The sequence below is a fragment of the Pseudomonas sp. FP597 genome, assembly GCF_030687435.1.
GTDB lineage: Bacteria > Pseudomonadota > Gammaproteobacteria > Pseudomonadales > Pseudomonadaceae > Aquipseudomonas > Aquipseudomonas lactucae.
This window is the reverse complement of sequence record NZ_CP117432.1, coordinates 4,120,209-4,136,769: the sequence shown is the minus strand read 5'-3', so window position 1 is coordinate 4,136,769 and position 16,561 is coordinate 4,120,209. Positions and strand designations below refer to the sequence as shown.

Sequence of the window (16,561 nt, the reverse complement as noted above, 5' to 3'; positions counted from 1 at the left end):
CATTTACATGCGGAACACGCCGAAGCGGCTCGGCTCGATGGGGGCGTTCAGCGCGGCGGACAGGGCCAGGCCCAGTACGTCGCGGGTCTGCAACGGGTCGATCACACCGTCATCCCACAGTCGCGCACTGGAATAGTAGGGGTGTCCCTGGGTTTCATACTGATCGAGGATCGGCTGCTTGATGGCGGTTTCTTCCTCGGCACTGAAGCCGTTACCGGCACGTTCGGCCTGCTCGCGCTTGACCTGCACCAGCACGCCAGCGGCCTGCTCGGCGCCCATCACGCCGATGCGCGCGTTGGGCCACATCCATAAAAAACGCGGGTCATAGGCACGGCCGCACATGCCGTAATTACCGGCGCCAAAACTGCCGCCGATGATCACGGTGAACTTCGGCACCCTGGCGCAGGCCACGGCGGTGACCAGTTTGGCGCCGTGCTTGGCGATGCCGCCGGCTTCGTATTTCTGGCCGACCATAAAACCGGTAATGTTCTGCAGGAACAGCAGCGGAATCCCGCGCTGGCAGGCCAGTTCGATAAAGTGCGCGCCTTTCTGCGCGGCTTCGGCGAACAGAATCCCGTTGTTGGCCAGGATCGCAATCGGGTAGCCCTGCAGGTGTGCAAAGCCGCACACCAGGGTGGTGCCGAACAGCGCCTTGAACTCATCGAACACCGAACCGTCCACCAGCCGCGCGATCACTTCGCGCACATCGAAGGGCTGCTTGGCGTCGGCCGGGATCACGCCGTACAACTCTTCGCCGCTGTACAACGGTGCCACCGGCGCGCGCTGCGCCAACTGGCCCAGTTTGCGCCAATTGAGGTTGGCCACGCTGCGGCGGGCCAGGGCCAGGGCGTGTTCGTCACTGTCGGCGTAGTGGTCGGCCACGCCGGAAACCTTGCAATGCACATCGGCACCGCCCAGGTCCTCGGCGCTGACCACTTCACCGGTGGCGGCTTTCACCAGCGGCGGGCCGGCGAGGAAGATGGTGGCCTGCTGGCGCACCATGATCGCTTCGTCGGCCATGGCCGGCACATAGGCGCCGCCGGCGGTGCATGAACCCATGACCACGGCGATCTGCGGGATGCCCTGAGCGCTCATGTTGGCCTGGTTGAAGAAGATCCGCCCGAAGTGCTCGCGGTCGGGAAACACTTCGTCCTGGCGCGGCAGGTTGGCGCCGCCGGAGTCCACCAGGTAGATGCACGGCAGGCGGTTCTGCTCGGCGATGGTCTGGGCGCGCAGGTGTTTTTTTACGGTGAGCGGGTAGTACGAGCCGCCTTTTACCGTGGCGTCGTTGGCCACGATCATGCATTCGACACCTTCCACGCGGCCGATCCCGGCGATCACCCCGGCGGCGGGCACGTCTTCGCCGTACACCTGATGGGCGGCCAGTTGGCTGAGTTCCAGAAACGGCGAGCCCGGATCGAGCAGGCGATTGATGCGCTCACGCGGCAATAATTTGCCCCGTGAAGTATGCCGCTCCTGAGCCTTGGCGCCGCCGCCTTGCTGCACGTGGGCAAGCAAGGTGTGCAGGGCGTCGACCTGCTGGCGCATCGCCGCGCTGTTGGTGGCGAATTCCGCCGAGCGCGGGTTGAGCTGGGTGTGCAAGGTGGCCATGGCGCGCTCCCTCAGCGGGTTTCGTTGAACAGTTCGCGACCGATCAGCATCCGCCGAATCTCACTGGTGCCGGCGCCGATTTCGTACAGCTTGGCGTCGCGCAATAAGCGTCCGGCGGGGAATTCGTTGATGTAGCCATTGCCCCCCAGGATCTGGATCGCATCCAGGGCCATTTGCGTGGCGCGTTCGGCGCTGTAGAGGATCACCCCGGCGGCGTCCTTGCGTGTGGTTTCGCCACGCTCGCACGCCTGGGCCACCGCGTAGAGGTAGGCGCGGCTGGCGTTGAGTTGGGTGTACATGTCGGCGACCTTGCCCTGGATCAGCTGGAATTCGCCGATGCTCTGGCCGAACTGTTTGCGGTCATGGATGTAGGGCACGATCAGGTCCATGCAGGCTTGCATGATCCCGGTGGGGCCGCCGGAGAGCACCACGCGTTCGTAGTCCAGGCCGCTCATCAGTACTTTCACGCCGCCGTTGAGCGCGCCGAGGATATTGGCTTCGGGCACTTCCACATCATCGAAGAACAACTCGCAGGTGTTGGAGCCGCGCATTCCCAGCTTGTCGAACTTGTTGCTGCGGCTGAAGCCTTTCCAGTCGCGTTCGACGATAAACGCGGTGATGCCGTGCGGGCCCTTTTCCAGGTCGGTCTTGGCGTAGATCACATAGGTGTTGGCGTCGGGGCCGTTGGTGATCCAGGTCTTGCTGCCGTTGAGCACGTAGCGGTCGCCGCGTTTGTCGGCGCGCAGTTTCATCGAGACCACATCGGAGCCGGCGTTGGGTTCGCTCATGGCCAGGGCGCCGACGTGTTCGCCGCTGATCAGTTGGGGCAGGTAGTTGAGTTTCTGTTCGTGGGTGCCGTTGCGGTTGATCTGGTTCACGCACAGGTTCGAGTGCGCGCCGTAGGACAGTGCCACCGAGGCCGAGCCACGGCTGATCTCTTCCATGGCCACCACGTGGGCCAGGTAACCCAGGCCGGCGCCGCCGTATTCTTCCGGCACGGTTATGCCCAGCAGGCCCATGTCACCGAACTTGCGCCACAGGTCGGCGGGGAACAGGTTGTCGATGTCGATCTGTGCCGCGCGGGGGGCAACTTCCTTGGCCACGAAGGATTGCACCTGGTCGCGCAGCATGTCGATGGTTTCACCGAGGGCGAAGTTCAGGGACGGGTAACTCATGGACAGGCACCTTAATGTCAGCGTTGTTGTTGTGTGGAGCATGCGCCAGGGGAGGGCGCTAACCTTTACGTTAACGTAAGCTTGCGTTAGCGCGCTGTCAATCGTAGTTTACGTTTACGTCAACCTACAAAAAAGACAACAGGGGTCGTTATGGATCAACCACACCCGAGCTACAGCCGTGGCTCTCAGGACAAGACCTTGCTGGCCATGACCATTGGCCAGGCCTTTGATAAAACCGTCGCGCAGTACCCGGAAGGTGAAGCCCTGGTGGTGCGCCATCAGTCGCGTCGTTATACCTGGCGTCAACTGGCCGAAACGGTTGAGTTGCACGCCCGTGCGTTCCTGGCCCTGGGCATGCAGACCGGCGACCGCCTGGGGATCTGGGCGCCCAATTGTGCCGAGTGGTGCATCAGCCAGATCGCCAGCGCCAAGCTCGGTGTGATCCTGGTCAATATCAACCCGGCGTATCGCAGCAGCGAGCTGGATTACGTGCTCAAACAGTCCGGCTGCCAGTGGCTGGTGTGCGCCGGGTCGTTCAAGACCTCCGACTACCACGCCATGTTGCAGGCGCTGGACCCAGACCTGCGCGGCCTTATCAGCCTTGATCCCAGCCCGCCCCCGGGCTTTATGCCCTGGGCGCAACTGGCGGCTCTCGGCGCAGGCGTGCCGCCCGAGCAATTGCACAGCCGCCAGGCCAGCCTGCATTTCGACCAGCCCGTGAATATCCAGTACACCTCCGGCACCACCGGCTTCCCCAAGGGCGCCACCCTCAGTCATCACAACATCCTCAACAACGGTTACATGGTCGGCGAAAGCCTGGGCCTCACCGCGCAGGATCGCCTGGTGATCCCGGTGCCGCTGTATCACTGTTTCGGCATGGTGATGGGTAATTTGGGCTGCATCACCCACGGCACCACCATGATCTACCCCAATGATGGCTTCGACCCGCTGCTGACCCTCACCGCCGTCGCCGAAGAACGCGCCACCGGCCTGTACGGCGTGCCCACCATGTTTATTGCCCTGCTCGACCACCCACGGCGTGGCGAGTTTGAATTATCCAGCCTGCGCACCGGCATCATGGCGGGCGCCACGTGCCCCATCGAAGTCATGCGCCGGGTCATCGACGAAATGCACATGGTCGAAGTACAGATCGCCTACGGCATGACCGAAACCAGCCCGGTGTCGTTGCAAACCGGTGCCAATGACGACCTGGAACGCCGCGTCACCACCGTCGGCCGCACTCAGCCGCAACTGGAAAACAAAATCATCGACGCCGCTGGCAACACGCTCGCGCGCGGTGAGATCGGCGAGTTGTGCACCCGTGGCTACAGCGTGATGCTCGGCTACTGGAACAACCCCGAAGGCACCCGCGACGCCATCGACCCGGCCGGCTGGATGCACACCGGCGACCTGGCAACCATGGATGAGCAGGGCTACGTGTGCATCGTCGGGCGCAACAAGGACATGATTATCCGCGGTGGCGAGAACGTGTATCCACGGGAGTTGGAGGAGTTTTTCTTCACGCATCCAGCGGTGGCCGACGTGCAGGTCATCGGCATTCCCGATGAACGTTATGGCGAAGAGATCGTCGCCTGGGTCAAGTGCCATCCCGGCCATGAAGTAAACGAGCTTGAGCTTCTGGACTGGTGCAAGGGCCGCATTGCGCATTTCAAGACGCCCAGGTACTTCAAGTTCGTGGATGAATTCCCGATGACGGTGACGGGCAAGATCCAGAAGTTTCGCATGCGCGAGATCACCCTGCAGGATCTCGGCCGCGGTTGACACACTTCGGCATACGCAGGGCGATACTCGTGTGCCGCCTGTGTGCCCGTGCCACAGCCTAGGGTAGCGAACCTATTTCGCTCCCCCAGGGTTATGCACGTGACACAGACCACTTCAGACCAGAATGAACAAAATGTTCACCTTCATACCATCAGAGACAACACACCCGACTGGTACACCGACGCGCTGGCTGAACACAAAACGCAATTGGCCCTCCAGCCGCTGAACATTCCGGATTGGTACCGACACGCACCAGATCCCGCCAGGGACGCGCTCAAGGCGGTCCATGTACGGAGCCGGCACTCATTGAATCAGTTGGATCGACTGCTGATCGGCTTGAACAGTGCCGCTGACTTTGCCGAACCCTTGCTGGTCGAGGCCATCAAGAAAACCTTCGGTCTTCAATTGGACGTCAGGCAGGTTTTTTATGCACGCAAGATAGAACAGAAGGAATGCGAGCGCCTGCCCGACGAAGTGTCCCGAAGCAGTGAGCCCTCACTGGCGTCAGCGTTCTACTCCTACAAAGGGGTTAGCCTGCTTGAAGCGGCACTTTGCAACTTCAGCGAAGATGAAACCCGGGTGCCTGTCTGCCAGGACTGCCACCTGATTACCCGATACAACTTTCATGGGCGTTCTTTGCGCAAATGGCCGGAGGCCGGCAACGTCAGGTCCTTGCCGGTGGGAATCAAGGCCCACGAGTTTGCCCGCATGTGCAGGACGCTCGATTTGGGGGCGCAGTATTACGAGCATGTGCGTGCCACGCTCAACGCCCAGATTACCTCGACAAACCCGGAGGCAGCCGCCGGTAAACTCTACAGCGCGATGATCACCGCGCATCGCAACCAGTTGGAGCTGGCCGCGCAGATCGCGGTGATGAAGCAGGACATCCAGAATGATGGCCATGCCTTGATCAAGGACGTCCTGGTTAACCAGAGCGGCCGGCAATTGGATGGGGAGGCTATTAAGTTCTCCAGGTTTTCACTGTGCGCATTGGCGCTGGAAAATATTCTGGTCATCGGGCCCGTAGTGTTTAAGGCCCACTTCAGGAATGCGTCGATTCAGCCCCGTCGATGCTGGGTCTACATCCCGGGCGATCCGGAGTGTGTATTGAAGGAATATCCCAATCTCGATTGGTTTGCCGATGATCTGACCACGCGTTTGTGCAGGGTCGAGTACCGGACGTTCTTCAGCCAGTTCGTGCCGCTTGCCGAGCAGCAGGCGTTTTTCACCAAGCTCAAGACACTGCTTGATCCTAAGGGAACGTTCACTCAGTCCGAGGATTTCGCCCCGGCGTCCAAGCGCAGAATCAGCAACCCCGCCGACTACGGCTACGGTCCGTCATTAAAGGATGTGTGGCAGGACAGCGCGTTGCAGAAAATCCGTTTGATCATGGCCAACTCCAGTATCGCAGCCGTTTCGACAGGGGACGTGGATAATCGTGTCACACGTGCCAGGCTGTTGTTGTGGGGAAACAGGCTGCTGGACGTTCTGAATCTGGCCGGGCTTGTGGTACCGGGTCTTGGCGAAGTCATGCTGGCCGTCGGAGCGATGCAAATGTCCTATGAGCTTTTCGAAGGAATCGAGTCCTGGTCTGACGGGCAGGTGCAAGAGGGCTGGGCACACTTCTCGGCGGTATTGCTGGGTGTGGCGGGGCTGGCGGTTCCCAAGGCACTGCTGGTGGCGAAGGAATCGGCGCTCGTCAAACGCTTGGTCCGCGTCGAATTTGCGGGCGCAAAAGTCCGCTTGCTTGATTCCGATCTGCGGGCTTTCAGGCACTCGGTCACCCTGCCTGCCGAGCTCAAGCCTGATGCCCGGGGGCTGTACGCGCATGCCGGCGAAAGCTATCTGCCGGTGGAGGGCGGGCACTACAAAGTCGCAGACACCCACAACGATACCCGGCTTATCCACCCAGACGACGCTTCGCAGTATTCACCGCGCATTCGGCATAACGGCGGCGGTGCCTGGGTGCATGAGTTCGAGCAGCCCCTGAGCTGGGATCGTAGGACTTTGTTGCGCCGTATCGGGCACAGTGTCGATGCCTTGAGCGATACAGACTTGGAGCAACTCAGGGTCATGAGCGGGGTGACGGATGAAGAGCTGCGCGGCATCTACATCGATCAGCAGTTGCCCCCACCGCTGTTCAGGGAAGCCCTGAGACACTTTGAGGCAAACGCCAAACACCAGGCGTTGCTCGATAAATTGCGCAGCACGGACCCGCAAGCGCTAACACGCGTAGACGGGTATGCGCAGCTCAAGTTGATCATGCGCGAGGGCGTGTGGCCTGGCACCAAGGCGCTGCAGATCGACAATGCGGCGGGAGATGCCGTATGGAGTTCTTTTAAGGGAGACACAGAGAAGCAAGTCGTCCTGCTGCACGAAAAAGACGTGCTTGCCGGGCACATCCTGCCGTCGCTTCTGGCACAGCTGGAGCTGACTGAAGCGCGTCAGTTATTGGATGAAGGCATTGCGCGCGATACGGTAATACTCGATCTGTTGATCGGTGAGACAGAGGTCGAATTGCCGGATCACTTGCAACGCCCTCTTGCCAAGCGGGCTCTTGAAGTGCCTTCTGACGCCAAACGGCTTGTCACCTACCAGCGTCGCTTGCTGCAACTGGCAGACGAACATCGTCATGAACTGCTCGAGCGTGAGCTGGAGACAGGCAACCTGTCCAGTGACGTCAATGTGCAGTTGCTGCAGCGCGACTTTCCCAGCCTGCCCAAGGGGGGCATCGAAGAGTTGCTGGCCAATGCCAACAGTCAGGAGCTGGCATACATTACGCAGCACTCGCGCGTGCCGTTGCGGCTGGCGGAAGAGGCGCGCCGCTACCTGCCGCGAGTACGCATTCTGCGGGCGCATGCCGCGCTTGATTTTGACGGCCCACTCACGATGGATACTGTGCAACTGGCCTTGCACAAGCTGGCGGCTATGCCCGGTAACTCGCAGGCATTCGGCATCGAGTTGCGTGCCGACAGCCTTACCGGCGCGTTGCTCGATCGCGTCGGCAGCAAGGACGCCCCCCTACAGCGCCGGTTGGTTCGGGTCACCCTGGCCCATTGGGAAGTCTTTGATGAGTCCGGTAAAAAGCTGTATGCACGAAGCGATAAAGACGCTTTCTACAGCGCCCTCTGGTTCGCCGCAGGCGGTAAGTACACGGCTAGGGAAGCGCTGCGCATCGACACGCAGGCGCTGAAACTCAAGCTTGTGCGACAACCCTTGACCGACGCGCAGGCCCGGCGTGCATTAGCGCTGCAACCCATCAAGCCAGGTTACAAATCCCCCATGCGCCTTGCGGATGGGCGTTTTGGTTATCCATTGAGCCCGGTGGGGGGCGCCCCGCAGCGACCTTTGGCACTTGAGCTTGCTGCGGTGAACATCTACCCGTCCAGAACGCTTGATGAGGTGCGAGCCTTTTTGGGATACGAGGGGCGTAGCGACGCTGACTTCCACGCGAAGCTGACTGAGCTTGGGGTTGAGTTTGAACACCTTCAAACGGTGCTGAGCACATGGGTTGGCGCGGCGGGTTCGGGGTATGCAGGGGCCAGACGCAGGGTCGCCGGCACCATCAAACTCGCTTGGCAGCGGGCATTTGCAGGTGGGCATATCCTCGATTTGTCTGACGAGATGATCGAAGAGCTTCCCGCGATCAGCGCAAATATGGACCACGTGAGCGATTTGCGTTTGAGCCGTATGGCGCTGAGCGATGAATCGTTGGCGTTCCTGCAGGCCTTTGGCGGCTTGCGACGGCTGCGGCTCGAAAATAACAACCTGACCCAATTGCCGGAATTTGCCGATGGCGGCGTCAACCTCATTGAGCTGAACTTAAGCGCCAACGATATCCGCCTGACGGAACAAACAGTCGCGCGCCTTGAGGGCATGCGCAGTCTGCAAGACCTTGACCTTTCCCATAACACCCGGTTGGGATGGACCCCCAACTTGAGTACCCTGCGACGCCTGAACCGGCTTAACCTGCGTCGTACCGGGACAGTAACATTCCCCACGGGTTTGCAGCATTTGCCGCAGCTTGTCGATATCGATTTGCATACCAACCAGATCAGCACGGTGCCCGATTACGTGTTCGAGCGACGTGAACGCATCAACCTGCACGACAATCCGTTATCCGCAGAGAGCCTCCAGCGGCTGGGGCTCCAGGCCCCCGTGGTTCAACCCAGCTGGGAGCATGTAACGGCTGCCGAAGGGCGGGAGTCATGGTTGCGCGGCTTGGAGCAAACCGAGCGATCACGCTGTGAAACGATCTGGGACTCGCTCACCGCCAATCCGGAATCGAGCGCATTGCTTACGGTCGTGGCCGATACCACACGGTCCGCTGAATACCGCAAGGTGGCCACTCGAGCGCAATTGAGGGCGCGCGTTTGGGAGATGCTCAAGGCCGTCAGTGAGCGCGAGAGTGTCCGCAATGGCTTGTTCGCGATTGCCGATGACAGGGCTACCTGTGGTGATGGCAGTACGCTTGAGTTCATGAACCTGGAGCGTGAATTGTTCGTGCTGGACGTTATGGATCTGGCGGATGGGCCGCAGCTCGAGACGCAGTTGTTGAACGCTTCGAAAAAACTGTTTCGACTGAAGTTGGTAGATGACATTGCGCAACGAGATGTCATCTCTAGAGGCGCTGCGTTTACCGAACAGACTGAAGTGATTCTGGCGTATCGAATTGGATTGGCGGACAAGCTGGGGTTACCGGTCAAGTCGCGGGATATGTTGTTTTCTCAGACGGCCGGTGTCAGCCAAGCGGCCATCGATGACGCCTACACTCAAGTACTGACAGCGGAAGCGGTCAGCAGCGACCAGGAAACGTTTCTGGTTGAACAAGCATTCTGGGACAGATACCTGCGTACGCACTACAGCGATGAGTTTGAAGCGCTGATCGCCCCCGGAATCAAGCGTATAGATGAACAGAGTGATGCGTTGTTTGAGTTGTCTAGATTGCAGGAGGGGGCCGGTGCTCAAACGGATCAAGCGGCAAAGGATGCCTGGCAAACGAAACGAGACAACGCGGTCGACGCAGTGGTCAGTGCGCTGGGCATCAGCCGCGACGAAATGCTGGTCGATGGCTCGATGCAAAGTGACTTTTATGTAAAGCAGATGGACGCACTCAGCATTGCACGAAGGAGAGAGGAAAACCTGGGGCTAAAACGATTGACGCGAAAAGTGCTCATTAATCACGCGGCGGAGCATGGCTTGCAGCTCTGAAACACCCTGCGCAGAAAGCACAAAGGGGACCCGAAGGTCCCCTTTAATTTGTCGTTGCGTGCTCTTTTTTTATTATTGAGGGGCGGCCTGTTGTTGTTTTTGGCAGCCGTGACCCTTACCGCTGTTTTTGTCGACCCCCATGCGGGGTCAAGAGCAAACGTATTTTTTTGAGCGCTGATCTGCTTCTTCGCACGCGATCCAACCAGTGGGTAGCTACCTGAGGTAGTTTTATTTTTCTCTATCCGGTTGCGGGTTTCGGCGAGCCGTACCCTGCGAAGCACATCTTCTCCAAAAAAATCTGTTAGCTGCGTCTCTGCCGTGTTGTTTTTGTTATGTCAGAGTCGTTTCGTCTTATTTTTATTAGGTTTGGCGCTTTTTATTCTTGTTATGCCATAGAGATAGCAGAAGCCGTGCCAACTTTAAAAAATTGTTTAAAATCAATGGCTTGTATTTTAGTGAGGAAATACCCCGCAGCAAATACGAGAAAATATGTTCCCGTGTTACTCGATGTGTAGGCGCGCGGTAACACATTGTCACAGGCGCTCTACTCACACGGCGTTACGCGCCTTGGCCACCCGTGAGCCGCTGGGGCGTCCGAGTACCTGGCTGATTTGCCGGCCCGCGAGAATCAGCGCCTCCAGGTCGATACCGGTGTCGATGCCCAGCCCGTCGAGCAGGTACACCACATCCTCGGTGGCGACGTTACCGCTGGCGCCCTTGGCATACGGGCAGCCGCCAAGGCCTGCGATAGAGCTGTCGAACACATGGATACCTTCGAGCAGGCTGGCGTAGACGTTGGCAATCGCCTGGCCGTAGGTGTCATGGAAGTGGCCGGCCAGCTTGTCCCGCGGCACCTGCGCACCTACGACTTCAAACAGCCGCCGCGTGTCGCCTGCGGTGCCTGTGCCGATGGTGTCGCCCAGGGACACCTCATAGCAGCCCATGGCAAACAGCTCCCGTGCGACCGCCGCCACCTGTTGCGGGGCGACCGTGCCTTCGTACGGGCAACCCAGCACGCAGGACACATACCCGCGCACACTCACCCCGTGTTCCTTGGCCGCCGCCATGATCGGCACAAACCGCTCCAGGCTTTCGCTGATGGAGCAATTGATATTGCGCTGGGAAAACGCCTCGGACGCCGCCGCAAACACCGCGACTTCCTTTACCCCGGCCGCCAGCGCATCTTCAAAGCCGCGCAGGTTCGGCGCCAGCGCGCCATAGGTCACGCCGGGCTTGCGCTGGATCTGCGCAAACACCTCGGCCGAACCGGCCATTTGCGGCACCCACTTGGGCGAGACAAAACTGCCGACCTCGATATAACTCAAACCGGCGGCGCTGAGTGCGTCCACCAACTGCACCTTGTCGGCCACGCTGATGGGTTGGGCTTCGTTCTGCAGACCGTCGCGCGGGCCGACTTCCACCAGGCGTACGTGTGAGGGGAGGGACATGGCGGTTACCTTCTGATCAATGGCCGGCCTGGCTCATGGTGTGCGCAAGGGCCTGGGTGCAGCGCTCTTCGGCGGTGTCCAGTTCCAGTTTCATTTGTTCTATATCCAGCAGTTGCTGTTCCAGCTGTTCGCGGCGCTCGGCGATTTTCGCCAGCATGCTGTTGAGCTGGATGTGGTTGCCGCTGGTGGGGTCGTAGAGTTCGATCAGCTCGCGGCATTCGGCCAGGGAGAAACCGATGCGTTTGCCGCGCAGGATCAACTTGAGGCTGACCTTGTCGCGCGCCGAGTAAATGCGCTCCTGGCCCCGGCGTTCCGGGGCCAGCAGGCCTTGCTCTTCGTAAAAGCGAATGGCGCGGGTCGTGATGTCGAGCTCGCGAGCGAGGTCGGAGATGCTGTAGGTGGTGCTCATGACGGTGCTCAAGGGTGGCTTGAGCGTTAGGCTAGTGGCTGGTTTACGTTAACGTCAAGGGCTGCTTTGCAGCCCGGCGCAGGGCAAGCCTGCTCACCCCAACAAGCCTGCCTGCTGCAGCAAGCTCTCTTGTGCGGGTCAAGCCTGCTTGCCATCGAGCTTCTTCTCATGAGCGGTAACCTGCTGGCACAGCTCGATCATCTGCTCACGCATCCAGCGGTTGGCCGGGTCCTGGTCGGTGCTTTCGTGCCAGTACAAGTGCGTTTCCACCGCGGGTACGTCGTTGACCGGTAAATTGAACCAGTGCAGTTCGTGGCGTCGGGCGAAGCGTTCGGGCACGGTCATGACCATGTCGGTCTGCTGCAGCACTTGCGAGGCCATCAGGTAATGCTGGGAACGCAGGGCGATCTTGCGTTGCAGGCCCATCTTGCCCAGGGCCAGGTCGACGTGGCCCAGGCCGTTGCGGCGGCTGGAAATATGGATATGGGTCAGCCCCAGGTAATCGTCCAGGGTCAGCTTGTCCTTTGTCGCCATAGGATGACCCTTGCGCATGGCGCATACGTAGCGGTCTTCCATCAGCTTGACGTGACGCACTTGCGGGTCGGTGTTGAGCGGTGCGTCCACCGCAAAGTCCAGACGGCCGGCCGCCAGTTCCTTGGTGGTTTCGCGACGTTTGGACAGGAAGCTTTCGATCACCACCGTCGGCGCCAGGCGACGCAGGCGCTGGAACAACGCCGGCAAAATCACCGCCTCGGTAAGGTCGGTCATGCTGATGCGGTAGGTCTTGGCCGCCTGTTGCGGGTTGAAGATGCGGCTTTCCTGCACCGACACCCGCAGCAACGACAACGCGTTGCGCACCGGACCAATGATGTTCTGCGCCATCGGCGTGGGCACCATGCCCTGGGCGGTGCGCACGAACAGCGGGTCGTTGAAGGTTTCGCGCAAGCGCGCCAACGCGTTGGACACCGCCGGCTGGGTGATGCCGACGATCTGCCCGGCGCGGGTCAGGTTGGCTTCGGTGTAGATCGCGTCGAAGACGATAAACAGGTTGAGGTCGACCTTGCTCAGATTCATGGGGTTGCGCTCTTATTGTTAGATGGCGATTTATTACGGGCTGAGGCGCCGATCATATATCGGTGATGAATGTTAATACACGCCGAGAATAGGCTAGGTAAATTATCAACGCTGTTCTAGCATCGATTGCATGACCTAAACAACCTCTCAGAGAAGGGAGCTGCTCATGGATTTCGCCTATTCGCCCAAGGTTCAGGAACTGCGTGAACGCGTCACCGCATTCATGGACGCTCATGTCTACCCCGCCGAGCCGGTGTTCGAACGCCAGGTCAGCGAAGGCGACCGCTGGCAGCCCACCGCCATCATGGAAACATTGAAAGCCCGCGCCAAAGCCGAAGGCCTGTGGAACCTGTTCCTGCCCGAGTCCGAACTGGGCGCCGGCCTGACCAACCTTGAGTACGCACCGCTGGCCGAAATCATGGGCCGATCCTTGCTGGGCCCGGAACCGTTCAACTGCTCAGCGCCCGACACCGGCAACATGGAAGTGCTGGTGCGCTACGCCAACGAAGAGCAGAAACACCGCTGGCTCGAACCGCTGCTGCGCGGCGAGATCCGTTCGGCGTTCGCCATGACCGAACCGGACGTGGCCTCATCGGACGCTACCAACATGGCCGCCCGCGCCGAACGCCAGGGCGACGAATGGGTGATCAATGGCAAAAAATGGTGGACCTCCGGCGCCTGTGACCCGCGCTGCAAGATCCTGATCTTCATGGGCCTGAGCAATCCGGATGCGCCGCGTCACCAACAGCACTCGATGATCCTGGTGCCGGTGGACACCCCCGGGGTGAAAATCGTACGGCCGCTGCCGGTGTTCGGCTACGACGACGCCCCCCACGGCCACGCCGAAGTGCTGTTCGACAACGTGCGCGTGCCGTATGAAAACGTTCTGCTCGGCGAAGGTCGCGGCTTTGAAATCGCCCAGGGCCGTCTTGGCCCAGGCCGTATCCACCATTGCATGCGTTCGATCGGCATGGCCGAGCGTGCGTTGGAGTTGATGTGCAAACGCTCGGTCAGCCGCAGCGCATTCGGCAAGCCGTTGGCCCGTTTGGGCGGCAATATCGACAAGATCGCCGACTCACGCATGGAAATCGACATGGCGCGCCTGCTGACCTTGAAGGCGGCCTACATGATGGACACCGTGGGTAACAAAGTAGCGAAAAGCGAAATCGCCCAGATCAAGGTGGTGGCGCCGAACGTGGCCTTGAAAGTGATCGATCGCGCGATTCAGATCCATGGCGGTGCCGGCGTGTCCAACGATTTCCCGCTGGCCTACATGTACGCCATGCAACGAACCCTGCGCCTGGCCGACGGCCCGGACGAAGTGCACCGCGCGGCGATTGGTAAATTCGAGATCGGCAAGTATGTGCCCAAGGAACTGATGCGCGGCGGGCAGTAACACCGAGTCGCCTGTATCGGGAGCAAGCCCCTCCCACACAAAATGTGGGAGGGGCGGTGCGACGATTCGACTTGCCCCCGATGAGGCCGGATCAGGCAATGAAGATCCAGCAGGTTCAATACACCCAAACCTCCACCCGCCGATTCTTGATCCGCCCCTCATCCGCCGTATTCGCCGCCACCGGCATCTGCGCGCCAAACCCGCGAATCTCCCTCAGTACCACGCCGTTCTTCACCAATTCGCGACGCACCGCCATCGCCCTCAGCTTGGACAGCAACGCCGCCCGCTGCGGATCGTTCTTGGCATCGCCGAACCCCACCAGCGTGACCTGTTTGTCGAGTTTGTCGTGGCCCTTGAGGTACGCCACTACCCGCCGCAGATCCTGGCGCGCCTTGTTATCCAGGCTGGCGCTGCCTTCCTCGAAACGAAAATTCACGCTCAGGCGCTGGGCGTCACGGGCGATGGCTTGATAGTCCTCGGGCATCGATGCGCGCGGTTCCACGGCCATTGCCTGCACTTGCTGCGCAATGAAGCCGTTGGCCGCGACGATGGCCTGGCCTTTGCCGCTTTGGGCAAACGCTACCAGCGCCTTGGCCCATGGGTTATGGCTTGACGGCGGCAGGTAGAGAAACAACCGGCGGGACAGCGGGTAATCTTCGGTGGCGATCAGGCTGTTGAGCGGCAACATCGGCTGCGAGTCGCCGTCCACAATCGCCACGGCCTTGGCTTGGCGTACGTAGGGCAGGCCAATAAAACCGATGCCTTGGGGATTCTGGCTCACCGCGTCGGACAATTGCTCGCTGGACTCGTAGCGTTTGGCCGAAGCGACGAGCGGCTTGCCGCGCAGGCGCAGCACCAGCTCCTTGAACGTGTCGTAGGTGCCGGACTGATCGTCCCGCGCATACACCTCAATGGGCCCGCCGATACCGCCCAGCGCCTCCCAGGTGCTGATTTCACCATTGAAAATCTGCGCCAGTTGCTCGGTGTCCAACGTGTTCAGCGGGTTGCGGGGGTTGAGAATGATGGCCAGGCCGTCGATGGCGATCACCTGTTCGGCTTCAGGGCTTTTCAGGTCGCCGAGCGGTTCGAGTTCGACCAGTTCGCTGTCCTTGATCGGGCGAGACGAAGCGGCGAGGTCAGCCGTGGCATTTTTCAGCGCCGCGAAACCGGTGCTGGAACCATGCGCCGCCACTTCGATCGTGATCGACTTTCCCTGGCGAGTCGTACCGATCACACGCTGTTCGTTGGCGCCGGCCGGTTCACTGTGTATCGCCTGCAAGCCCTGTTGCTCCATCAATCCCTTGACCAATGCAGGGCCCAATGCAGCGCCGATGGTGTTGGAACCCTGGATGCGTAGCGCAGGACCTTGTTCGGGGACGGGTAGGGCAGTTGCCACAGCGGAGAGGGACAACGCGCAACACAACAGAAACAGAACGCGCAGCGTCATGCCGGCACCTTCTCAAGCCAAAGGGAGTGCCGCGAGATTAAGTCAGTTGGGTTTCAATAATGTGACTGGCGATCAAGCGATCAAATGTGGGAGGGGCCTCCCACATTCAACCCCAACACGGTCAGGGAGTCAGCTCAGTTCAAGCCAGATCGGCGCATGGTCCGATGGTTTCTCCAAGCCGCGCAGATCGTAATCCACCCCGGCATCCTTGACCCGGTGCACCAGTCCCGTGGACGCCATGATCACGTCAATGCGCAGCCCGCGCTTGGGCTCGTCTTCAAACCCACGGCTGCGGTAGTCGAACCAGCTGAAACGGTCGGTCACGTCCGGGTTGAGGTGGCGGAAACTGTCCACCAGGCCCCAGTTTTTCAAGCGGGCCATCCACTCGCGCTCTTCCGGCAGGAAGCTGCATTTGCCGGTTTTCAGCCAGCGCTTGGCGTTGTCGGCGCCGATGCCAATGTCGCAATCTTCCGGGGAAATATTCACATCGCCCATCACCACCAGCGCCTGGTCATTGCTGAACTGGCTTTCCAGCAGGTGCTGCAAGTCTTCATAGAAACGCTGCTTGGCCGGGAACTTGGTGGGGTGATCGCGGCTTTCGCCCTGCGGGAAGTAGCCGTTCATGACCGTGACGGGGTTGCCGTGTTCATCGGCGAACGTGCCCCAGATAAAGCGGCGCTGAGCGTCTTCCTCATCGCCGAGAAAGCCTTTGTGCACGCTCAAGGCTTCTTGGCGCGACAGCAGGGCCACGCCGTAGTGGCCTTTTTGGCCGTGGTAATACACGTGATAGCCAAGGGCTTGTACTTCGGCCAGGGGGAACTGGTCATCGTGGACCTTGGTTTCCTGCAGGCCGATCACGTCCGGTTGGTGCTTTTCAATCAGCGCCGCCAGCTGATGAGGGCGGGCGCGAAGCCCGTTGATATTGAAGGAGACGATTTTCATGGTCGGCGGTCCGGTCCTGGCAAAAAGGCGATGCTAGCCGACAAGTCGGACGGGGGCCAGCGTGGC

Annotated in this window: 10 protein-coding genes; 3 read left to right on the top strand and 7 right to left on the bottom strand. The window is 60.3% G+C overall.

The genetic code is table 11. From position 1 onward, the window contains the following. Positions 1-3: 3 nt before the first annotated feature. Together PSH66_RS18730 and PSH66_RS18725 are read right to left on the bottom strand one after the other, a co-directional pair. The gene (locus PSH66_RS18730; protein ID WP_003174792.1) at positions 4-1,611 is read right to left on the bottom strand and encodes a carboxyl transferase domain-containing protein; all 1,608 of its coding nucleotides are present in this window, start codon (positions 1,609-1,611) and stop codon (positions 4-6) included. An 11-nt stretch (positions 1,612-1,622) separates the two neighbouring features. Continuing rightward, positions 1,623-2,786 (bottom strand): isovaleryl-CoA dehydrogenase, encoded by a 1,164-nt coding sequence (locus PSH66_RS18725; RefSeq protein ID WP_003174791.1) that lies wholly within the window; start codon positions 2,784-2,786, stop codon positions 1,623-1,625. Between the two features lie 150 nt (positions 2,787-2,936). On the opposite strand from PSH66_RS18725, the gene PSH66_RS18720 reads away from it, so the two are divergent. Together PSH66_RS18720 and PSH66_RS18715 are read left to right on the top strand one after the other, a co-directional pair. Then, a complete protein-coding gene (locus PSH66_RS18720; protein WP_305427427.1) occupies positions 2,937-4,568 on the top strand; it encodes an AMP-binding protein in 1,632 nt (543 codons plus the stop codon). Positions 4,569-4,667: 99 nt separating this feature from the next. Next, positions 4,668-9,779 carry an NEL-type E3 ubiquitin ligase domain-containing protein gene (locus PSH66_RS18715; RefSeq protein ID WP_305427426.1) on the top strand — a complete coding sequence of 1,704 codons (5,112 nt, stop codon included), beginning with the start codon at positions 4,668-4,670 and terminating at the stop codon, positions 9,777-9,779. A 548-nt stretch (positions 9,780-10,327) separates the two neighbouring features. Here PSH66_RS18715 and PSH66_RS18710 read toward each other — a convergent pair. From PSH66_RS18710 to PSH66_RS18700, 3 genes are all read right to left on the bottom strand, one after another. Continuing rightward, complete coding sequence (locus tag PSH66_RS18710; RefSeq protein WP_141064884.1) at positions 10,328-11,227, bottom strand: hydroxymethylglutaryl-CoA lyase; 900 nt, start codon at positions 11,225-11,227, stop codon at positions 10,328-10,330. A gap of 16 nt (positions 11,228-11,243) precedes the next feature. Next, complete coding sequence (locus PSH66_RS18705) at positions 11,244-11,636, bottom strand: MerR family DNA-binding transcriptional regulator (RefSeq protein WP_003174785.1); 393 nt, start codon at positions 11,634-11,636, stop codon at positions 11,244-11,246. A gap of 138 nt (positions 11,637-11,774) precedes the next feature. Next, positions 11,775-12,710, bottom strand: coding sequence for a LysR family transcriptional regulator (locus PSH66_RS18700; protein WP_003174784.1), 936 nt, complete (start codon positions 12,708-12,710; stop codon positions 11,775-11,777). Positions 12,711-12,876: 166 nt separating this feature from the next. On the opposite strand from PSH66_RS18700, the gene PSH66_RS18695 reads away from it, so the two are divergent. After that, entirely contained in the window at positions 12,877-14,106 is a 1,230-nt protein-coding gene (locus PSH66_RS18695) for an acyl-CoA dehydrogenase (protein WP_003174783.1), read from the top strand. Positions 14,107-14,221: 115 nt separating this feature from the next. Here the strand turns inward: PSH66_RS18695 and PSH66_RS18690 are convergent, their stop codons facing one another. Continuing rightward, positions 14,222-15,553, bottom strand: coding sequence for a phosphate ABC transporter substrate-binding/OmpA family protein (locus PSH66_RS18690; RefSeq protein WP_305427425.1), 1,332 nt, complete (start codon positions 15,551-15,553; stop codon positions 14,222-14,224). 129 nt (positions 15,554-15,682) lie between these two features. Then, on the bottom strand, positions 15,683-16,495 hold the full coding sequence (gene xthA, locus PSH66_RS18685; protein ID WP_003174781.1) for an exodeoxyribonuclease III: 813 nt from the start codon (positions 16,493-16,495) through the stop codon (positions 15,683-15,685). Positions 16,496-16,561: the final 66 nt, after the last annotated feature.